We start from the raw sequence: 20,839 nt of genomic DNA on the forward strand, positions 1-20,839 counted from the left end.
AAAAAGGCCCCGGATCGCTCCGGGGCCTTTTTTTGTTGTTACGCGCCTTCGCTGGGCTGGAGCGGAGAGACCAGCACCTTGTCGATGCGGCGACCGTCGAGGTCCACGACCTCGAAATGCCAGCCATCGCGCTCAAAGCTCTCGCCGGTAGCCGGCAGGCGGTTGAGCACGGAGAGGATATAGCCGGCCACGGTCTCGTAGCGTGCATCCTTGGGCACAGAGATTTTAAAGCGCTCGGAGAAATCGTCGACCGGCATCCAGCCGGCGACCAGCCACGAGCCATCCTGGCGCTGCACGATGGCCGGATCGTCGCCCGGCTCCTCGTTGTAGACGCCGGTGATGACTTCAAGCACATCGCCAAAGGTGACGATGCCTTCGAAATGGCCGTACTCGTCGACGACCAGCACCATTTTCACGGTCGACTGGCGGATGGCCTCCACCACGTCGAGAGCATCGGCATGTTCCATGACGACCGGGAGCGGCTTGACCAGCTTTCGCAGGTCCGGCTGCTGGCCGGTGGCAAGGGCGGGCAGCAGATCGCCGAGGATCAGGACGCCGAGGATGGAATCGGCATTGCCTTCCTGCACCAGCACCTGGGAGTGCGAGGTGCCGAGGATGATCTTGAGATTGTCCTCAAAGCTGTCCTCGACATCGATGGAAACCACGTCGAGGCGCGGGGTCATGAGGCCGCGCGCCGAGCGGTCGGCGAGGCGCATGACACCCGAGATCATCGAGTGTTCTTCGGTTTCGAAGACACCCGCCGAGGTAGCCTCGGCGATGATGGTGCGGACTTCTTCTTCCGTCACCTGCTCTTCGCTCTGGCCGCTCTGGCCGAGGAGGCGCAGCACCAGCTTGCCCGAAACGTCGAGCAGCCAAACGATGGGCGAGCCGACCAGCGCGATGATGGCCATGGGCTGGGCCACATAGGAGGCCACCATTTCAGGATTGCGCAGGGCGATCTGCTTGGGCACCAGTTCGCCGAGGATGAGCGAGCCGTAGGTGATGAGGACCACGACGAGGCCCACGCCACCCACATCGGCGATATTGGCGGGCACGCCAACTTCGGCGAGCCAGACGCTCAGGCGCGAGCCGAGCGTGGCGCCGGAAAAGGCGCCCGAAAGGATACCCACAAGGGTAATACCGATCTGTACGGAGGAGAGAAACTTGCCCGGGTCATCGGCCAGTCTCATGGCCGTGGCTGCGCCTTTGTTTCCTTGGTCGGCCATGACCTTGAGGCGAGCGGAGCGGGACGAAACAACGGCCAGTTCGGACATTGCCAAGGCGCCGTTCACGAGAATCAGAACGACGACGATGATGATTTCTGTAAGCAACAAAGTGCAAAGTTGACACGCCGCTACCAATGGCGGGGTGCTACGACGCGCGCACTATAGGGCAAGGCCGGCCGATGTGAATAGGCCAATGGGCTGAATTGGCGGGGACGATATTTGTCCCCAGCCCCTTGTCATTCGCGACTGAATGAAATTGCCCGGACAAGCCGGGCAATGACGAATTCATGGACATGAAGCCTGGAAGCGACGTGCGCCTTATTTCTTCTTGTCGGCGTAAGGGTTGTTTCCGCCGCGCAGCCAGAGGCGGATCGGCGTGCCGGGCATGTCAAAGCTCTCGCGCAACCCGTTGATCAGGTAGCGCTGATAGGACATGGGCACGACTTCGGGGCGCGAAGCGAAGACGATGAAGCTCGGCGGACGGGTCTTGGCCTGTGTCATGTAGCGCATCTTGAGGCGGCGGCCGGAGACAGCCGGAGGCGGATGGCTCTCGGTCATGGCGGCGAGCCAGCGATTGAGGCGCGACGTCGACACGTGGGAATTCCAGGTGCGCTCGATCTCGAAGATCGCCTGCATCAGCTTGTCTATATTGCGACCGGTGAGGCCCGACAGGGTGACCAGCGGAATGCCGCGCAGCTGCGGCAAAAGGCGTTCGCACTCTTCGCGCAGTTCGGCGAGCTTGGCGTTCTTGTCTTCGATCAGGTCCCACTTGTTGAGAGCGATGACCATGGCGCGGCCTTCGCGCTCGACGAGATCGGCCAGGGCCAGATCCTGCTTTTCGAACGGAATGGTGGCATCGAGCAGCAGCACGACGACTTCGGCATACTGGATCGAGCGCAGGCTATCGCCAACGGCCAGCTTTTCGAGCTTTTCGTTAACGCGCGAGCGGCGGCGGATGCCGGCGGTATCGACGAGATTGATGACGCGGCCCTCCCATTCCCATGGAACGAGAATGGAATCACGGGTGATGCCCGCTTCGGGGCCGACGAGCACGCGGTCTTCGCCGACCATGCGATTGACCAGCGTCGACTTGCCGGCATTGGGACGGCCGACGATGGCCACGTTGAGATAGCGGCGCGGGTTCCAACGCAGCGTCGCCTCGTCGCCCTCGCCTTCGAGCATGTCGGGCGTGATATCGACGTCGACTTCGGGCAGTTCATCGAGATCGCCTGAAGCTTTTGCGCCGGAGGCGGCCTCGGCCGCCTTCTTCTCTTCGGCCACATCGATTGCGGCGGAGACGATGGAATAGAGCTCGGAAAGACCGAGACCGTGTTCGGCCGACAACGCGATGGGTTCGCCGAAGCCGAGCTTGAAGGCTTCCACGAGGCCATGCTCGGCCGATTTGCTTTCGGCCTTGTTGCCGACGAGGTGGACGTCCTTGCCGGCCTTGCGCAGAACCTGCGCAAAGCGCTGGTCGAGCGGCACGACGCCGGCGCGGGCGTCGATCATGAACAGGATGACATCGGCTTCGCGGATCGCCATTTCGGTCTGCTGGCGCATGCGGTCTTCGAGGGAGCCGTCCTTGACGTCCTCATAGCCGGCAGTATCGAGAATACGGAAGGTGAGGTCGGCGATATGACCCTCGGCCTCGCGACGGTCGCGGGTCACGCCAGGCGTATCGTCGACGAGCGCAATCTTGCGGCCGACGAGGCGGTTGAAAAGGGTCGACTTGCCGACATTGGGGCGACCGACAATGGCTACTGTGACCGTCATGGTCGCTCCCTAGCTGGTTTGTATTTCTTACTGAGCCGCAGGCGCGGGCGCAGCCTCGTCGCCATCAACGATGGTCTCGATGGCGTCGGCGGCGACTTCGGCGTCAGAGGTGGTCTCTTCGGCGATGAGCCCGGCCGAGGTCATCTGGGCGATGTAATAGGCAACGCGATTGCGGATGCCTTCCTGGGCCAGCGGATCGTTGAGCACGGCTTCGAAGGTAGCCTTCGCGGCCGTGGCATCGCCAGCCTTGAACTGGGCGAGACCGATAAGTTCGCGGGCAACGCGGCGCATCGGATTGTCATCGGTGGCGATGGTGGCGATGCGGGCTTCGACATCGGCCAGGGTGCCCGTATCGACGAGGAGCGTTGCCGCCTGCAGCAGGGCCAGTTCGCGCAGGCGTACGTTGGACTGGGCATTGGCGAGCGCGTCATAGGCTGCGACCGCACCGGCGGTGTCACCCGACTTGGCGAGCAACGAGGCCTTGGCGAATTCGGCAAGCACCGGATAGCCGCCCGAACCATTGGCGGCGAGCGCATCGAGCTCGGCCTGGGCGGCCGCGAGGTCGTCCTTGTCCGCGCTGGCGAGGGCTGCATAGAGCTCCTCGGACGAACGGGCCGACTGGCTGCTGGTGTACCAGGACCAGCCTTCGTTGACCGCGACGACGGCCACAATGGCCACGGCCGCACCGATGACGAAAGGCGCAATACGGCGCCAAAGCGCCCGCATGCGATCGGAGCGGAGCTCCTCGTCAACTTCACGGAAAATATTGTCCTCGGCCATGGCGGTCTCTGGGTCTCAAGCAAATCCGGGGCACGTTTATCACGCTGCCCCCGGAATGCAAATTGCACGGCGCAAAACCAAGGTTATTAACCGCTGCCATGGCATTAATGTCTGTATGTGCCGCAGACGGGCTAAATTGCGGCCGTGGCAGAGACCCTCAAATGAGTGCCAGGCGCGACCAGACCATCGACATGTTTCGCGGGATCGCCATCCTGCTCGTCGTGCTGTTCCATTTTACCGCCCGCCTGCCCGCCTATGCGCTCAATATCACCGAGGGCGCGCCCTGGCCGGTTTTCTTCGGCTGGGTCGGGGTCTATTTCTTTTTCATCATCTCGGGCTACTGCATCTTCATGACGCTGGAGCGCTCGGCGACGGTCGGCGTTTTTCTCGCCCGGCGCATTTCGCGGATCTACCCGGCCTTTGTCGCTGCGGTGCTGCTCCTCTTCGTCTTCGGACTTGTCGCCTATATCCCGTCGGTGCCCGAGGCGAAATTCCATGTCATCCCGCCCAACCTGCTCGATGTGGTGATGAACCTCTTTTTCGTCGGCGAAATCGGGGAATGGGTCGATGGCTCATTCTGGTCGATTGCCGTCGAGGTGAAATTCTATCTTCTCGTCGCCCTGCTCGCCGGCGTCTTTCACGATCGGACGCGGTTTACGCAGGTCTTCGCCTGGCTCGCGCTGATCATGGCACCGATCTGGGCGGTTTCGACGTTGTTTTCCAACTTCGGCAGCGGGCCGATCACGCCGCAATCCATGCTGAAATTCCTCGCCATTGCGCCCTATCTCAGCTTTTTCGCCGTGGGCATTCTAGGGCGGCAGTTCGAAGCCGGTACACCGGGCGCGGGCAGGCTGCTGGCTGCCAATGTCGTTGTTTCAACTGCGGTGGTCTGGATCGAGGCCTATTCGTTCGAACTGCATGATGGTTGGCTAACCGCGACCGTCTCAGCGCTGGTCTATCTCGCGCTGGTGGGACTCTTCGTACGCTTCGTAAAGGGCAAGTCCTTTCCGACCGTCCCCGGCGTCTCGCTGGGTGTGGCCCAGGTTGGGCTCCTGAGCTTTTCCTGGTATCTGATCCACGAGAACGTGGGGATCAGCATGCTGACACTACTCGATCTCTACATGCCGGCGCATGTGGCCTTGTTGGTCACGGTGATTGCGACCTTCCTGCTGGCGATCGCCTTCGCTGCGCTCTTCGAATGGCGGTTCCGCAAGCCGGTGGAGCGCGTGTCGCTGGTACTGCTGGACTGGATAGGCCAGCGCGTCAGCTGGCTGGCACCCCTGCGATCGGCACCGATGTCGCCGCAAGCGGCGGAATAGCTAGAAGCCTAGCGGCCAGCGGGCCAGATGCTCAAGGCGGCCCGTGCCGACGACGCTATGGATCAGCCAGAAGGCGTCGACCCAGAGCCGAACGGGCCTTGCGACACTCCGCGTTCGTACCCGTCCATCGCTATAGAACAGGGTGATATGCGGATTGAACGAGGATGGCGACTTGATGCCGTAGCGACGCATTTCGCGCCGCAGCACTTCATAGAGTTCTAAGGCGCCGCGCGACGAAGAGGAGCAACAGAGCACCGTCGGAAAGTTTCGTCGCTTGTTTTTATCCCAGGTCTGCAACACATCGAAAATGATCTCGAAACGAGCTCGGCGAATTGCGGCACCGATCTCGAGAGCGTCCTCCAACAGCTCCGGTGCCATGGGTTCGCCCTCGGAAATTCCGTTCAGCGACACATGAAACTGGCTCGCAGGGGTAGCGCGCGTCGCCCGAGCTTCGCGCGCCCAAGTCCGTGCGTCCCTCTCCAATTCCTGAGCCACTCGCGGAGGTGGAACGAGTCCAAAATAGGATCGGTGTTGAGAGAACCCCGAGAGCAATGTCGGCTTTGCATTACCGAACAGGTCCGGCTCAAATTCCCCTTCCCACTCCATGGCACACCTCAATTGTTCCCTTTTTGTTCTCCTTCAAAACTAGCGCCATGATGTGGCGCGAGTCAATGAGATTTAGGATCGGTAGGTGGCCGGTGGATAAGCGAGGCTCCTTAGAGCCTCACTCCCACTCGATCGTGCCGGGCGGCTTGGACGTCACGTCGTAGACCACGCGGTTGATGCCGCGGACTTCGTTGATGATGCGGGTGGCGGTCTTGCCGAGGAAGTTCATGTCGAACTGGTAGAAATCGGCAGTCATGCCATCGACCGAGGTCACGGCGCGGAGGGCGCAGACGAATTCGTAGGTGCGGCCATCGCCCATGACGCCGACGGTCTGGACCGGCAAGAGCACGGCAAAGGCCTGCCAGATCTTGTCGTATTGGCCGGACTTGCGGATTTCATCGAGATAGATCGCATCGGCCTGACGCAGAATGTCGAGCTTCTCGGGCGTGATGCCGCCGGGGCAACGGATGGCAAGGCCCGGACCCGGGAAGGGGTGGCGGCCGATGAAGCTATCCGGGATGCCGAGTTCTCGGCCGAGAACGCGGACTTCGTCCTTGAACAGTTCACGCAGGGGCTCGACGAGCTGCATGTTCATGCGCTCGGGGAGGCCGCCGACATTGTGGTGGCTCTTGATGGTGACCGAGGGGCCGCCGGTAAACGAGACGGATTCGATGACGTCGGGATAGAGTGTGCCCTGGGCAAGGAACTGCGCGCCGCCGAGCTTCTTGGCTTCTTCCTCGAAAACTTCGATGAAGAGACGGCCGATGATCTTGCGCTTGGTTTCGGGGTCCGACTGACCTTCGAGTTCGCCGAGGAACTGCTTGGAGGCATCAACATGGACCAGCGGGATATTGAACTGGTCGCGGAACATGGTGACGACCTGTTCGCTCTCATTGAGGCGCATCAGGCCGTGATCGACATAGATGCAGGTGAGCTGGTCGCCGATGGCTTCGTGGATCAAGACGGCCGCAACCGAGGAGTCGACGCCACCGGAAAGGCCGCAGATGACCTTGCCGCTGCCAACCTGGGCGCGGATCTTTTCGATCATCTTCTGGCGATAGGCGGACATGGTCCAGTTGGACTGGATGCCGCAGATCTGGTGCACGAAATTGGCGTAGAGCTTGGCGCCATCTGGCGTGTGCACGACTTCCGGGTGGAACTGCACGGCCCAGATGCGGCGGGCTTCGTTGGCGATCATGGCGAAGGGCGCGTTGGGCGAGGTGCCGACGACTTCAAAACCTTCGGGGATCGAGACGACGCGGTCGCCATGGCTCATCCAGACCTGGTGGTCGGAGCCGGTGGTCCAGACGCCATCGTAAAGAGCGCTCGGCTTTTCGACGTGGACATCGGCGCGGCCGAATTCGCGGTGATGGCCGGCCTCGACCTTACCGCCGAGCGACATGCAGAGGGCCTGCTGGCCGTAGCAGATGCCGAGGATCGGGACATTGGCTGCAAAGACCGCCGGATCGATGGTCGGCGCGTTCTCATCGAGCGTCGAGGCGGGACCGCCCGAGAGAACGATCCCCTTGGGGTTCAGGGCCGCAACGGCTGCGGCCGCGGACTGGAAGGGATGGATTTCGCAGTAGACGCCGGTTTCGCGAATGCGTCGCGCAATGAGCTGCGTGACCTGCGAGCCGAAGTCGACAATGAGGATGGTGTCTTGGGCGGGGGCGGTGTCTGCTTGCGTCATGGCGAGGCTTTAGAGCAGAGCAAAAGATTCCGCAAGCACCCGCGCTGCAAGGCTGGACTGACGCTGCAGCACGCGGCACAAGCTCGCTCCGCGGGATCGACCGGCGCGATGAGGCGTTAGGGCGAGGAGACCCGATCTGGAACGTGCTTGATGACCAATGACAACCGATTGCTGGGTGCAGACTTTTTGCGGGCCACGGCGTGCCTTGGCGTGCTGCTGCATCACCTTGCCTTTCGCATGGACATGAATGCCGTGCCTGATGCCGCCGAGCCGGTGGTGCGGTTCCTCGTCTATGGCAGCTTTGGCGTGACGGTGTTTTTCGTGCTCAGCGGTTTTCTGCTGGCACGGCCGTTCTGGCTGGCGCTCGATGCGGGCAAGCCGATGCCGTCGCTTCGGACTTTTACGCTGCGGCGCCTGGCTCGGATCGTGCCGGGGTTTTGGTTGGCGCTGGTGGTCAGCCTGTTGCTCGACCTGTGGCTGGGCGGCAAGGTGCTCGATGGCGAGCGGATCATCCGGTTTGTGGCCGGCCTGTTCCTCGTCAGCGACTGGCATTGGGTGACGCTGTTTCCGGTCGATAATAATGGGCCGCTGTGGTCGATCGGCTTTGAGGTGACGGCCTATATGCTGCTGCCGCTGGGTATGGCGGCCGTGTTTGCGCTCAAGGCCCGAAGCTGGCCGGCGCGACTGGCCTGGCTCGGGGTGATCGGCGTGGCGCTTATCGTGCATGTTCTCGTGGTGCAGTATGCGCCTATCGACGAGGTCGAGCGCGGCTGGAACCATGGGCTGGTCGGCGGTGCCAAGGCATGGATGCCGCGGTTCAATCCCATCGGGTTCTTTGCCATTTTCGCCGTCGGCTCGCTGGCAGCCGGGGTTCAGGTTCTCATTCAGAGCCGGCGCGGGATCGGCATGGATATCATTGGCGGACTTGCCGTCCTGGCGACCGCGCTGATCATGGCGCTCAATATCGGCGGGCTGACGGAAGGCTTTGGCTGGCTTGGCATTCCTTATGCCTTCCCCGTCATGCCGCTGGCGGTCGGGATTGCGCTCGCCACCCTGCCCTCGTCTATCTATGTCGGGCGGCTGCTCGACAATGGCCTGGTGCGCTTTATCGCGCGCATCTCGTTCGGCATTTATGTCTGGCACTTCGTGATTATGTGGCTGCTCGAAAAGCTGGTGCGCGGCTCATTCCGCACCTCGGGCCCCAATGGCTGGGCGACATGGCTGCAGACGAGCACCGCGGTGTTGGTGATCACCGCGGTCGTGGCGACGCTGAGCTTTTATCTGCTCGAACAGCCCGTGGTGCGCTGGGCGCGAAAGTTCGAGCGGGCCGGCAGGCGCGAGGACGAACCTGCCGGTGCCAAGGCGGTCAGTTGAGGATGCCAATCGACAGATTGAGCAAGCTCGCGAAGCTGACCCAGGCCAGGTAGGGCAGGAAAAGCGAGGCAGCGAGGCGGTCGCGGTTCCAGTTGACGAGAATGAAACCGAGGATGGCGAGCCACATCACGACGATGATGGCAAAGGCCGGCCAGATCATCTGGCCGATGAACCACACCGGCGACCAGGCCCAGTTGAGCGCCATCTGGCCGTACCAGAGCTTTGACGACGTGCTGGCAGGATTGTCGATGAAACTGCGCCAGCCGGCAATGGCGATCAGCACGTAAAGGGCGAACCAGACCGGTCCAAAAATCCAGTTGGGTGGGTTGAAGGACGGCTTGTTGAGGGCCTCGTACCAGGCGCCGGGGACAGACTGGGTGCCGATAAGGGCACCGACGCCGATGACGACGAGAAGGAAGGTCGCGAGGACCAGCCATGAGCGGGGTGTCTGGTAGTCGGTGGTGGCTGCGGACATTTTTGGGCCCTTTGTTCTTGAACGACTGTTCCTTGAACGAAGGGCGAGGCGCCGTGGTTCACTCGACCACCGCGTCATTCCCGCGAAAGCGGGAATCTCGTGGCGCGGAAACAGGGATTCCCGCTTTCGCGGGAATGACACCGTGGATTGGGTGCTACGCCTTGCGGATCAGGTGGCAGTAGAAACCATCCGTCCCCGTACGATGCGGCGTGAGAAGGATACCGCCGCCGGCAGTTGCCAAACCGGCGGGCATGTCGGTGACCAATGTGCTGCGCCAGGCTTTGCCAATATCCACGCTCGACAGGTCCGGATGCGCGGCCAGCAGGGAAGCAACCTGGTCGTCGTTTTCTTCGGGCAGGATCGAGCAGGTGATGTAGACCAGTGTGCCGCCGGGTTTCAGGTAACGCAGGGCTTCTTCAAGAATGGCGGACTGGTCTGCCTGGCGTTGAGCGAGGAGTTCCGGGGTCAGCTTCCACTTGGTGTCGGGGCGGCGGCGCCAGGTGCCGGTGCCGGTGCAGGGCGCGTCGACGACCACGCGGTCCATCTTGCCCACGAGATCGTCGAGAGCGCCGGGCTGGGGGGCGCGAACCTGGGCGTTGCGCACGCCGTTGCGCTTCAGGCGATCGTAGATCGGCGCAAGGCGATTGCGGTCGCTGTCATAGGCGAAAATCTGGCCCTTGTTGCCCATGGCCGAGGCGAGCGCGAGGGTCTTGCCCCCTGCCCCGGCGCAGAGATCGAGCACCTGTTCGCCGGGCTGGGCGCCGGCAAGGGCAGCGACCATCTGGCTGCCCTGGTCCTGCACTTCGAACCAGCCCTTTTGATAGCCTTCGTCCGTCGTGACATTGGGCGTGCGCGCGTCGCGCGGGCCGGCGGGCATGGTGAAACCCATGAGGGCGTACGCGGTCGGCTCGGGGGAGAAGCGGGACAGCGATTTGGCCACCTTTTCGGGCGTCGCCTTGAGGGCATTGACGCGCAGGTCCAGCGAGGGGCGGCCGGCCATGGCCTGGCCTTCGGGGGCGAGGTTATCGCCAAAAGCGCGCTTTAGCGATGGAAGCAGCCATTCGGGCATGTCGGCCTGGGTGGCTTCGTCCGCGCTGTCGAGGCTGGCTGTGGCGCCGGCGATCTCTTCGGCGTTCAGGGTTTCGGGGGCGTGGCTGTCTTCGGCGAAGGTGGCGTTGAGGGCTTCCGGTGCTTCGTTCCAGTCGCGCAGCACGGCGGCGAGGACCAGGGCGCGGGGCGTGTCGGCGCCCATGGCAAAGGCATAGGACGAGCGGCGGCGTAGCGCGTCGTAGACGAGATTGCCGATGGCGGCACGGTCCCCGGCACCGGCAAAGCGATTGTTGAGACCCCAGGCCTTCAGCGCTTCGGAAACCGGCCGCTTGCGATTTTCGACATCGGAAAGAACTTCAATGGCGGCGGCGATACGGCCGGGAAGGCGCATGGGTTCAGGCCTCGGGGAAAGAGCAGATATTGACGCGATTGCCGGCGATATCGACAAAGTCGAACCAGCTCATGGCGCCATTCTGGTTGATGGGGGTGACCTCGCGACCGTCTTCGGTCAGCGCGTCGTGCAGCGCTTCTATGTCAGGCGCGAAGAAGTTGAAAGCAACATAGTGCTGCTCCGGCATCTGCTCGACAGGAATGAGCGTGAGCGCGCTCGAACGCGGCCCCTCGCCCGCGATGCGCAGGCCGATATGGCCGGCCGAGCGGAAGATCTCGGCCATGCCGAACATGCGCTCATACCATGCCGCGGCCGAGACGGTGTCTACGGCCGGAACGAAAATGGTGTCGATGCGGGAGATCAGCGGCATGGCTCAGCTCATCAAGATGCGTCCGATGAGCCATAGCCAGAAGAGGCACAGGACAGCAAGGCCAAGCGTATAGGCGACGAAGCGCTGCCCGACATTGTTGGTGGTGACGTGAATGGCGGCGTGGACGTAGCGCAGCGCCACAAAGACCAAGGCCAGGATAGTTTCCACCCAGCCCACAGCGCCAAGGTGCAGGGTCAGCAGCGCGCCGACAAAGAAGAGCACGGGGAGCTGGAACTGATTGTCGAGGCTATTGGAAAGGAGACGGGCCTTGAGCGGATAGGCGGTGCGCTCAACGGCTATGTCGGCCATCGAGATTTCGCCGCGCATGACGCGCGGTACGCGTTCGCTGCCAAGCCAGAAAAGCAGACCCAAAGTCAGCACGACCTGAGCCGCCATGGCGAGCATCAGCAATTTCTCGACGAAGGGCACTGCGTTCATTCTCCGCCGGAGAGTCGATTTCTGGAACTAAGCGGTTACGGCGGAAAGGATTTTCCGCGGCAGCAAAACTGTCACATCAAGAAGCCTGATGCGCTAGTCGACGGTATCGTCCGCGGAGCGCCAAACCGTTTCGGCCGTGGTTTCGGGCTCCTGCACGATGACCTCGGCGTTTTGATCGCTGGAGTTTCGGGCATCGTCGATGGCCGACTCGATGGCGGCTTCGCGGGTTTTGAACGGGGCTGAAACGCTGCCGCGATTGGTATGCTGCCAGCAGCCATCACGCAGATAGACGATGAAATGACTTTCGCTCATGGGGCTCCTCCGTTTTCTGACAACGAAGGAGGGTGACGGCGCGTTGCATCTGCCCGCGCCGTCAATGCGTTCTAGCGGCCGCTGCGATAGTTCGGAGCTTCGCGGGTGATCGTCACGTCGTGGACGTGGCTTTCATTGAGCGCGGCGCCCGAGATTTTCACGAAGGTGGCGTTCTCGCGGAACTCTTTCAGCGTATGGGCGCCGGTATAGCCCATGGAGGCGCGGAGGCCGCCGGCGAGCTGATGGAGCACAGCACCGGCAGCACCCTTATAGGGCACCTGGCCTTCGATGCCTTCGGGCACCAGCTTCATCTGGTCGCGCACATCCTGCTGGAAGTAGCGATCGGCCGAACCAGCGCCCATGGCGCCGACCGAGCCCATGCCGCGATAGGACTTATAGGAGCGGCCCTGGTAGAGGTAGACTTCGCCGGGGCTTTCATCGGTACCGGCCAAGAGCGAGCCGACCATGACGCAGGACGCGCCGCCGGCGAGGGCTTTCGCCATATCGCCCGAGAACTTGATGCCGCCATCGGCGATGACCGGGACGCCGGCCTTGTGGCCTTCTTCGGCGCAGGACATGACGGCTGCAAGCTGGGGCACGCCGACACCGGCGACGATGCGCGTGGTGCAGATCGAGCCCGGGCCAATGCCGACCTTGACGGCATCGGCGCCGGCGTCGATCAGCGCCTTGGTGGCTTCCGCGGTCGCGACATTGCCGGCAACGATGCGGGTGGAATTGCTCTCGCGCTTGACCCGCTCGACGGCCTCGGCGACGCGGACGGAGTGGCCATGGGCGGTGTCGATGACGAGGAGGTCGACGCCGGCATCGATGAGGGCCAACGAGCGCTCGAAGCCGCCATCACCGACGGTGGAGGCAGCGGCGACGCGGAGGCGACCCTGTGCGTCCTTGACGGCGTTGGGGTGGAGCTGGGCCTTTTCGATGTCCTTGACGGTGATCAGGCCGATGCAGCGATAGTCCTCGTCGACCACCAGCAGCTTTTCGATGCGGTGACGGTGGAGGAGGATTTTTGCCTCTTCCTTGGAGACGCCCTCGCGAACCGTGATCAGGTTCTGATGCGTCATCAGCTCAGAAATCGGCTGGGCCGGATTGGAAGCGAAACGCACGTCGCGATTGGTGAGAATGCCGACGAGCTTGCCGATGGCACGGCCGCCAGCACCGCCATTCTGCACGACCGGAATGCCGGAAATGCGGCTCTTCTGCATGAGCGCGAGTGCATCGGCGAGGGTGGCGTCGGGGCCGATGGTGATGGGGTTGACCACCATGCCGCTCTCAAAGCTTTTGACCATGCGGACCTGCTCGGCCTGCTCGGTGGCGGTGAGGTTCTTGTGAATGACGCCGAGGCCGCCGGCCTGGGCCATGGCTATGGCCATATTGGCTTCTGTGACCGTGTCCATGGCCGAGGAAATGATCGGCAGGTTGAGCGCTATGTCCTTGGTGACATAGGTCGAAATGTCGGTTTCAGTGGGCAGGACATCGGAGCGCGCGGGCTGGAGCAGCACGTCGTCGAACGTCAGAGCCGCATCGCCGGTAATCGTGGTAATAATCTTCGCCAAGGCCAGACCCTTCCTGCCTTCTGAACATTGTCAGATCTATTGGAATATGAACCTGCGGGTGTACTCGCGGGTTCAGGTTGGCGAGGGTCAATAGCATCGGCGCCCCGGCTTGCATAGGGGCGATACCGGGGGCAGCAATGCGCCGAGCCCCCTAGCTCAACGAGCCCGGCGGTGCTATCAGAAAAAGGTTTGGCGCACTGACTCCTTGCGGATGCCACTTCGGAGCAGGCGCAAACCTGTCCGGCGCCGGAGAATTCTGGCCGCTTTTGCCCAATATTCATTGGCCAAGCCTAAATCTTGGGCCCATAGTAATCGGGCTGCATCCCTCCTTGCACGATTCCCGGTTCTATACTCGTGATCCGCGTTACCCCGCTCATTCTTGCGGTCGCCCTGTTCATGGAACAGATGGACTCGACCGTCATTGCCACATCCTTGCCCGCCATCGCCGCCGATATCGGTAGCGATCCGATCGCGCTGAAACTGGCGCTGACGGCCTATTTCGTGGCGCTCGCCATTTTCATTCCGCTCAGCGGCTGGATGGCCGACCGGTTCGGCGCCAAGAACATTTTTCGGCTCGCGATCTTCGTCTTCATGCTGGGCTCGCTTGCCTGTTCCTTCGCCTTCTCGCTCGAAACCTTCGTGCTCTCGCGCTTCTTCCAGGGCATTGGCTCGTCGATGATGACGCCGGTGGGGCGCCTGCTGCTGGTGCGTTCGACACCGCGCAACGAACTGGTTTCAGCCATGGCCTGGCTGACCGTGCCGGCGCTGGTGGCGCCGGTGACGGGCCCGCTGATCGGCGGGTTCCTCACCACATATCTGAGCTGGCACTGGATCTTCTGGATCAACATTCCGATCGGGATCATCGGCATCATCCTCTCGGGAATCTACCTGAAGGTGCCTGATGAGCGGACGCCTCGGCCGGTCGATCTCATCGGCTTCGTCATCGCCTCGGTTGCCTTTTCGGGCACCGTCTTCGGCCTTTCGGTGATCAGCCTCCCTGCCCTGCCGATCATCTATGGCTACCTGACCATCGCCGTGGGCGTGACCGCGGGCATTCTCTATTTCCTCCATGCGCGGCGGACGACCTACCCGCTGCTCGATCCAAAGCTGTTCAGACATAAGCTGTTCCGCTCCTCGATCACCGGCGGCTCACTGTTCCGCATCGGCGTTGGCGCCATGCCGTTTCTGCTGCCGCTGATGTTGCAGCTTGGCTTTGGGCTCAATCCGTTCCAGTCGGGCGCCATCACCTTCATTTCGGCCATCGGCGCCATCATGAGCAAGTTCGTGGCAGAGCGCGTTTTTGCACGCTTCGGCTTTCCGCGCGTGCTCGCCTTCGCCTCGATTTTCGGCGGCGTGTTGATTGCGGCGCAGGGCCTGTTTACCGCCGAAACATCTGCCCCGGTGATGATGGCCGTGCTGCTGGCGGGCGGCGTCTTGCGTTCGGTGTTTTTCACCGGCTCCAATGCCTTGGGCTACGCGGACATTTCGGACGAGGAAGCGAGCCAGGCCACGGCAATCGTCGCGGTGTGCCAGCAACTTTCGGTGGCGTTTGGCGTCGCCGTAGCCGGCGCCATCCTCGAAATCACCAGCCACTATACCGGTGGCCACCTGTCATTGCTCAATTTCCAGATCGCCTTCTTTGCCGTAGGCGGCCTTAGTGCCGTGGCGAGCCTTGTTTATCTCGCCCTCCCCAAGAATGCCGGCGCGGACGTTTCAGGTCATCGCGCTTACAAGGAGTAGCGGCCCGGCCAAAACCGGACCGAAAAGCCAGTGTCTCGAACTACGCCCCTTATTCTGGCCACAGCCCTGTTCATGGAAAACATGGACTCGACTGTTATTGCCACCTCGCTCGCCGCCATTGCCGAGGATATCGGCACAGACCCGATTTCGCTAAAACTGGCGCTGACGGCCTATCTCGTGGCGCTCGCCATCTTCATTCCGATTTCGAGTTGGATGGCCGATCGGTTCGGTGCGCGTCGCGTGTTCCGCGTCGCCATGCTGGTCTTCATGATCGGTTCGATTTGTTGTGCGTTCTCGAGCTCGCTGGCCCAGTTCGTCGGCGCGCGTTTCATCCAGGGCATGGGCGGCGCCATGATGGGGCCGGTGGCTCGCCTTGTGCTGGTGCGCGCCACGCCGCGCCATCAGCTGGTGGATGCCATGGCCTGGCTGACCATTCCGGCGCTGATCGGGCCCATCGTTGGCCCGCCATTCGGTGGTTTCCTCACCACCTATTTTTCCTGGCACTGGATTTTCTGGATCAACATTCCGATCGGCGTTCTGGGCATCGTGCTCGTCGGCTTTGCCCTGCCCAATGAGCACCGCAACAAGCCGCGCAATATCGACGGGCCGGGTTTTGTCATGGCCGGCCTGGCCTTTGCCCTGTTCGCCTTCGGCTGTTCGGTGGTGAGCCTGCCCGCCCTGCCCCCGCTCTACGGCGCCATCGCGGCCGTCGCGGGCATGGGCATCGGCTGTTTCTACGTGCGCCATGCGCTGCGGACCGAATTTCCGCTGCTCGATCTGCGACTGCTCGCCGTGCGCAATTTCCGCATCGCCATTGTCGCGGGCACCTTCTTCCGCCTCGGCCAGGGCGCCACGCCCTTCCTCTTTCCGCTAATGCTGCAGCTGACCTTCGGCCTCTCGCCCTTTGAGAGCGGCATGGTGACCTTTGTGGGCGCCATCGGCGCTCTAGTGGCAAAATTCGTCGCCAACTGGATGTTTGCCCATTGGGGGTTCAAATATCCGCTGGTGTGGTCGACAGCTATTTCGGCCGCCGGCATCGTGGCCATGGGGCTCTACACGCCCGAAACGCCGATGCCGCTGATCCTCGCTATCCTGACTTTTACCGGCTTCTGGCAATCGACCTTCTGGACCGGTTCGAACGCCTTCACCTTTGCCGATATCGAAGACAAGGACGCCGGCCAGGCCAACGTGATCAGCCAGGTCTGGGGCCAGCTGATGTTCGCCATGGGCGTGGCGCTGGGCGGCGGCACGCTGGAACTGGTGCATCGCCTGCGCGGCGGCGGCGAACTGGCGCTGGTCGATTTCCACATCGCCTTCTATGTGGTGGCGGCCGTGGGGCTCGTAGCAACGGTACTGTTCATGACGCTGCCGAAGAATGCCGGGCATCAATTGCTCGGCAAACCGCACGCACATTGAACGATCAGGAGACGGCGACGCGGGCCTGCTTGGCCCGCTCCGGTCCGCTGGCCTCCCACCAATCCGCGAGGCCCTCGATGAGCGGCAGTACCTGCGCACCGGCGGGCGTGAGATCGTATTCCACGCGCAGGGGGTAGCCGGGAAAAGCCGTGCGCATAACCAGCCCAACCGCTTCGAGCTTGCGCAATTCCATCGCCAGGATGCGGTGTGACACCGTGGGATTGTCGCGCCTGAGATCGCTGAACCGCTTTGTCCCGTCCTTGAGATAGTAGAGCAGCAGGCCGGGCCAACGTCCGGATAGCGCGCGCATCACATCCTCGATGGGGCAGTTGGAAACCAGCGTCTGCATGGGGCTCTCGTGGTTACAAAATTGTCCGTAATTTACTTAGGGGCGGAGGTGGGTAGGTTCCAGCCCGCTGGCCAGCATCATTTGACACTTCTTGAAAGATGACCAATGGAACCGATCCTTGTCTACGGCCACCCGGCCGGGAGCTCCATGGGGCTCATTGCCGCCTTCGAATGGCTGGGCCAACCCTATCGGCTCTGCCGCGTCGACATGCTCGGCGAGATGCGCGAACCGGGCTATGCGCAGATCAATGCCCGCCACGAAACGCCCGCCCTGATCACGCCCGCAGGTCGACCAATCACCGAGACCATGGCCATAGCCGCCTGGCTTGCCGCCCGCGATACTGACCACCGCATCAGCTATTCGCCCGACAGCGCCGATACCGATCGCATGTGGCAATTGCTGGGTTTCATCAACACCGGCTTCACCGGCGCCTTCAGCCCGCTCTGGGCCGCGCTCGAAATGGAACCACCGAACCCGGTCTTGCAGGAGAACCTGCGCATCTGGGGGCGCGAGGGCGTCATCGAGCGCCACGACAAGCTCGAAGCGATAACAGGCGATGGCCCCTATCTCGTAGGCGAAAGCCCCACGCTTGCCGATGCCGTGCTGATCGGCGTCGCCCGCTGGCTCGATTTTCATGAGGTGGCCGATGCTCAACGCTGGCCAAAACTCGCTGCCGTGCGGCGCCGCCTCGAAGCCGATCCCGCCGTCATCTTTGCGCTCGCCATCGAGAACGGCGAGACACCGGTGGGATCAGGTTCGTTCAAGGGGCATGTGGCACTCGCCGATGTGATCGAGCGCTACGGCCGGGCAGCTGCCTGACCCCAAGGGGCCGCGGTCAATCCGCGGCCTCTCCGTGATATCAGGTGACGACGCCCAGGATCGTGTTCACGCCCATCGCGATCGTGCTCAAAATACTTTTGACTGTGTCTCCGGTTTCCCAGACATCGCAGATGCCCTTCAGCCTCCCCCAAGCCGTCTTCAATTTGCCCTTGTCGGGATTTTGGGCGCGGAGGATCGTCACCAGGCTTTGCAGTTCCTTCTGCAGCTCCTCATTGCGGTGATCCCTGACGAAGTTGCCCAGTTCCTTGAGCGCCTCGTTGAACTGACCATTGAGGAAATTGAGCTGATCTACAGAAATACCCTGATGCTGGGAAAAATGAACAGAATAGTCGTAGACATGATGGACCGATCTATCCAAAACATTGACGGAATGATCTTCGATCTTTTTGTTGTCGATGTTGACGGTATAGTTGAAGGCGTTGCCCGATGAGGTGAGGGCCGCGAAAATCAGGTCGCGCACCTGGATCATGAATTCTTGATCGCGCGACCAGAAGAGGGTCATGCCGCCGCTGTTGCTGAGCAGCTCAATGCCGTATTCCTTGCCTTCTGTTCGAGGCCGAACGAAGCCGCGAAAGAAGACGATGACGCCCGCAATCATCGCCGCGAGGCCCAAAAGTGGCTCGATCTCCGCGTTGAAACCGAAAACGGCGAGGAAGATTCCAATCGCCATGAAGGTGACGACCCGCTGAAAATAGGGCCATCCCTTCTGAAAGGTATGCGATTTCCGTTCCACCATGCGTGCCGACGAAATGTTCTTCGTCGGATATATCTGGTTGTTGAGCGTTATCGCGTCGTTGGTGATTTTCACTTACGCCTCCCGCATCAGCGAAGACATAGATCACCAGACAAAACATTAAACTTGAGCCCTTTGCAATATTGAGAGCCCGGCGTGGCGCTATTCGCTTTCGGACTCGACCTCTGCCCTGCCCTTAAACCCCTTGGCCACAAGATAGGCCTCGGCCGACTCGCTGCGGCTCGACGGCGGCTTTATGTGCATCGTGGTCTTGAAATGGCGTTTCAGCATGTGCAGCAGCTCATGCTCTGTGCCGCCCTGGAAAACCTTGGCGACGAAAGACCCGCCGGGATTGAGCACCTGGATGGCGAAATCGGCGGCGATCTCGATAAGATGCACGATGCGCAGGTGGTCCGTGGGCCGATGACCGGTCGTCGGCCAGGCCATGTCACTCATGACGACGTCGGCCTTGTGGCCACCCATGGCCGCAAACAGCTGATCAGGCGCGTCTTCCTCGGTGAAATCCTTGCGGAGCAGGACAACGCCGGGGATCGGGTCCATTTCAAGATAGTCGATGCCGACAACAAGCGGGTGTTCCGCCGTCGAGCCCACCGCGTTGGCAGCAACCTGCGACCAACCGCCGGGCGCAGCGCCGAGGTCGACGACACGCATTCCCTTCTTGAAGAGCTTTTGCTTCTCGTCGATTTCCTTGATCTTGAAGGCCGCGCGCGAGCGATAGCCTTCCGAACGGGCGCGGGCCACATAGGGATCGTTGAGCTGGCGCTGCAGCCACTTGGTGGACGAGGTCGTCCGCCCCTTGGCCGTCTTGAGCCGGATTTTGAGGTCCCTGTCGGACTTGCGGCCGCCTGTGCCGAGTGCCTTATCCACCATTTGCGTTTCTCCGCTTGGGGCGGCTCGGCCGCTTGTGAACCTTATCTGCATCCATCAAGGAAATCAGGATGCCTTCGCGCAGGCCGCGATCGGCCACGCGCACGCGCTCGGTCGGCCACTCACGCCGAATGGCTTCAAAAATGGCGCAGCCGGGCAGCACGAGATCTGCGCGATCCCGACCAATGCAGGGATGCGTCACGCGCCGGTCGAAGGGCATGTTGAGAAGGACGCGCATGATGTCGTCGACTTCCTGGCTCTTGAGCCAGAGCCCATCCACCTTCTGCCGCTCATAGCGTTCGAGGCCGAGATGCAGCCCCGCAAGGGTCGTGACCGTGCCCGAGGTCCCGATCAGGTGCACGGGATGCGCGGCGATCATCTGGCGCAGCTTTTCGCGGCCGCGGAACTGTTTCAGATGATCGGAAACGAAACCAACCATGGCTTCGAACACTTCGGGCGTGACATTGACCCCACCAAAGCGCTCGGCAATGGAGACGACGCCGACCGGCAGCGACTGCCAGGACCGGATCGAGGCCGACATACGCCCCTGCGAGCGCGGCCGGCCACCGCGGAAATCGAGCCAGGCGAGTTCGGAGGAACCGCCGCCAATGTCGAACATCAGCGCGCCCTGGGCCGTATCGTCGATAAGATCGGCGCAGCCGGTCACAGCCAGTTCGGCCTCGGTGCGCCGGTCGACGATTTCAAGCTCAAGCCCAAGCTCTTCCTTCACCCTACCGAGAAATTCCGGGCCATTTTCGGCAGCGCGACAAGCTTCGGTGGCGATGAGGCGCATACGGGTCGGCTGGTGGTCACGCAGCTTGTTGCGGCACTGCTTCAGCGCTTCCATGGTGCGTTCCATGGCCGCGTCGCCAAGGCGACCCGTCACCGAAACGCCCTCACCGAGACGCACAATGCGCGTAAACCCGTCGAGCACACGAAAACCGTGCTCGTGCGGACGCGCAATAAGAAGGCGGCAATTATTGGTCCCGAGGTCGAGCGCCGCATAGAGAGGGCCGCGCGCGCGCGCGAGGCGCATGACTTGTCCGCGGCTCCGCCACAGGTGGCGCAGCCGAGCCCCTTGCCTTCCGATCCTGAGCGGAAGGCGTGCGGAGCGCCGTGCCGGTCCGGGCGACCGACAAGGCAGCGGACCGATTCGGATCGGTCACCTGATTCTCCTGACGCGGCGCGGTCGCTGGCCGGTATTTCCGGCCGCGCCCAAGGCGCAGCTTTGGTGTTGCATTGTTGAAAAAGACGGTACTTCAACGCTGAGCCAAGCGCAATGCACACATTGGTTGGGCAAACTTGCACCATCCCCGCTTGCAATCCTCGTCCGCTTTGTCTAATGAGACCCCGCGCCGCCACGGAAGCACCGCTTCTGAGGATCACGGCCCAGCCAGCAGGCTCTGCTGGGGAATAGTTCAATGGTAGAACAGCGGACTCTGACTCCGTCGATCTTGGTTCAGAATCCAGGTTCCCCAGCCAATCTCTCAGAAAA

The 20,839-nt window shown here is 62.1% G+C and carries 20 protein-coding genes and 1 tRNA gene; 6 read left to right on the forward strand and 15 right to left on the reverse strand.

Translation table 11 applies throughout. The features are described from left to right. Positions 1–38 precede the first annotated feature (38 nt). The 3 genes from NVV77_RS02935 to NVV77_RS02945 all read right to left on the reverse strand — a co-directional run bounded on the left by NVV77_RS02935 (position 39) and on the right by NVV77_RS02945 (position 3,779). Positions 39–1,316: a hemolysin family protein gene (locus NVV77_RS02935; protein WP_295410604.1), complete on the reverse strand. Its 1,278-nt coding sequence runs from the start codon at positions 1,314–1,316 to the stop codon at positions 39–41. Between the two features lie 228 nt (positions 1,317–1,544). Beyond that, on the reverse strand, positions 1,545–2,999 hold the full coding sequence (gene der / locus NVV77_RS02940; RefSeq protein WP_295410557.1) for a ribosome biogenesis GTPase Der: 1,455 nt from the start codon (positions 2,997–2,999) through the stop codon (positions 1,545–1,547). 27 nt (positions 3,000–3,026) lie between these two features. Further along, positions 3,027–3,779: a tetratricopeptide repeat protein gene (locus tag NVV77_RS02945; RefSeq protein ID WP_295410559.1), complete on the reverse strand. Its 753-nt coding sequence runs from the start codon at positions 3,777–3,779 to the stop codon at positions 3,027–3,029. A 161-nt stretch (positions 3,780–3,940) separates the two neighbouring features. Between NVV77_RS02945 and NVV77_RS02950 the strand changes: the two genes are divergently transcribed. Then, positions 3,941–5,098, forward strand: a complete 1,158-nt coding sequence (locus NVV77_RS02950) for an acyltransferase (RefSeq protein WP_295410561.1) — start codon at positions 3,941–3,943, stop codon at positions 5,096–5,098. Here NVV77_RS02950 and NVV77_RS21860 read toward each other — a convergent pair whose 3' ends face one another. Then, positions 5,099–5,704, reverse strand: coding sequence for a 2'-5' RNA ligase family protein (locus NVV77_RS21860; RefSeq protein ID WP_367178579.1), 606 nt, complete (start codon positions 5,702–5,704; stop codon positions 5,099–5,101). A gap of 118 nt (positions 5,705–5,822) precedes the next feature. Beyond that, positions 5,823–7,394 carry a glutamine-hydrolyzing GMP synthase gene (gene guaA / locus NVV77_RS02960; protein ID WP_295410564.1) on the reverse strand — a complete coding sequence of 524 codons (1,572 nt, stop codon included), beginning with the start codon at positions 7,392–7,394 and terminating at the stop codon, positions 5,823–5,825. Positions 7,395–7,544: 150 nt separating this feature from the next. Here guaA and NVV77_RS02965 point away from each other — a divergent pair, with 150 nt between their 5' ends. After that, positions 7,545–8,768, forward strand: a complete 1,224-nt coding sequence (locus NVV77_RS02965; protein WP_295410567.1) for an acyltransferase — start codon at positions 7,545–7,547, stop codon at positions 8,766–8,768. Here the strand turns inward: NVV77_RS02965 and NVV77_RS02970 are convergent. The 6 genes from NVV77_RS02970 to guaB all read right to left on the reverse strand — a co-directional run bounded on the left by NVV77_RS02970 (position 8,761) and on the right by guaB (position 13,378). Beyond that, positions 8,761–9,243, reverse strand: coding sequence for a TspO/MBR family protein (locus NVV77_RS02970; RefSeq protein WP_295410569.1), 483 nt, complete (start codon positions 9,241–9,243; stop codon positions 8,761–8,763). The genes NVV77_RS02965 and NVV77_RS02970 overlap by 8 nt on opposite strands. A 154-nt stretch (positions 9,244–9,397) precedes the next feature. After that, positions 9,398–10,684, reverse strand: a complete 1,287-nt coding sequence (locus NVV77_RS02975) for an RsmB/NOP family class I SAM-dependent RNA methyltransferase (protein ID WP_295410571.1) — start codon at positions 10,682–10,684, stop codon at positions 9,398–9,400. A 4-nt stretch (positions 10,685–10,688) separates the two neighbouring features. After that, on the reverse strand, positions 10,689–11,054 hold the full coding sequence (locus NVV77_RS02980; RefSeq protein ID WP_295410573.1) for a VOC family protein: 366 nt from the start codon (positions 11,052–11,054) through the stop codon (positions 10,689–10,691). Between the two features lie 3 nt (positions 11,055–11,057). Beyond that, entirely contained in the window at positions 11,058–11,492 is a 435-nt protein-coding gene (locus tag NVV77_RS02985; RefSeq protein ID WP_295410575.1) for an MAPEG family protein, read from the reverse strand. Positions 11,493–11,585: 93 nt separating this feature from the next. Next, entirely contained in the window at positions 11,586–11,804 is a 219-nt protein-coding gene (locus NVV77_RS02990; RefSeq protein ID WP_295410577.1) for a DUF2188 domain-containing protein, read from the reverse strand. A gap of 71 nt (positions 11,805–11,875) precedes the next feature. Next, complete coding sequence (gene guaB / locus NVV77_RS02995; RefSeq protein WP_295410579.1) at positions 11,876–13,378, reverse strand: IMP dehydrogenase; 1,503 nt, start codon at positions 13,376–13,378, stop codon at positions 11,876–11,878. 354 nt (positions 13,379–13,732) lie between these two features. Here guaB and NVV77_RS03000 point away from each other — a divergent pair, with 354 nt between their 5' ends. Continuing rightward, on the forward strand, positions 13,733–15,118 hold the full coding sequence (locus NVV77_RS03000; protein ID WP_295410581.1) for an MFS transporter: 1,386 nt from the start codon (positions 13,733–13,735) through the stop codon (positions 15,116–15,118). Positions 15,119–15,148: 30 nt separating this feature from the next. Next, the gene (locus tag NVV77_RS03005; protein ID WP_295410583.1) at positions 15,149–16,534 is read left to right on the forward strand and encodes an MDR family MFS transporter; all 1,386 of its coding nucleotides are present in this window, start codon (positions 15,149–15,151) and stop codon (positions 16,532–16,534) included. A 4-nt stretch (positions 16,535–16,538) separates the two neighbouring features. Here NVV77_RS03005 and NVV77_RS03010 read toward each other — a convergent pair whose 3' ends face one another. Then, entirely contained in the window at positions 16,539–16,883 is a 345-nt protein-coding gene (locus tag NVV77_RS03010; RefSeq protein WP_295410584.1) for a helix-turn-helix domain-containing protein, read from the reverse strand. Between the two features lie 105 nt (positions 16,884–16,988). Between NVV77_RS03010 and NVV77_RS03015 the strand changes: the two genes are divergently transcribed. After that, the gene (locus NVV77_RS03015; protein WP_295410585.1) at positions 16,989–17,702 is read left to right on the forward strand and encodes a glutathione S-transferase family protein; all 714 of its coding nucleotides are present in this window, start codon (positions 16,989–16,991) and stop codon (positions 17,700–17,702) included. A 40-nt stretch (positions 17,703–17,742) separates the two neighbouring features. Here the strand turns inward: NVV77_RS03015 and NVV77_RS03020 are convergent, their stop codons facing one another. From NVV77_RS03020 to NVV77_RS03030, 3 genes are all read right to left on the reverse strand, one after another. Further along, positions 17,743–18,531 (reverse strand): DUF6232 family protein, encoded by a 789-nt coding sequence (locus tag NVV77_RS03020; RefSeq protein WP_295410586.1) that lies wholly within the window; start codon positions 18,529–18,531, stop codon positions 17,743–17,745. Between the two features lie 87 nt (positions 18,532–18,618). Next, complete coding sequence (locus NVV77_RS03025; protein ID WP_295410587.1) at positions 18,619–19,347, reverse strand: RlmE family RNA methyltransferase; 729 nt, start codon at positions 19,345–19,347, stop codon at positions 18,619–18,621. Continuing rightward, positions 19,337–20,380, reverse strand: a complete 1,044-nt coding sequence (locus NVV77_RS03030; protein WP_367178580.1) for a Ppx/GppA phosphatase family protein — start codon at positions 20,378–20,380, stop codon at positions 19,337–19,339. The genes NVV77_RS03025 and NVV77_RS03030 overlap by 11 nt, the downstream gene beginning before the upstream one ends. Positions 20,381–20,751: 371 nt before the next feature. Between NVV77_RS03030 and NVV77_RS03035 the strand changes: the two genes are divergently transcribed. Continuing rightward, a tRNA-Gln gene (locus NVV77_RS03035) sits at positions 20,752–20,826 on the forward strand. Positions 20,827–20,839: the final 13 nt, after the last annotated feature.

Origin of the sequence: Devosia sp. (assembly GCF_024707125.1) — a bacterium.
Lineage (GTDB): Bacteria > Pseudomonadota > Alphaproteobacteria > Rhizobiales > Devosiaceae > Devosia.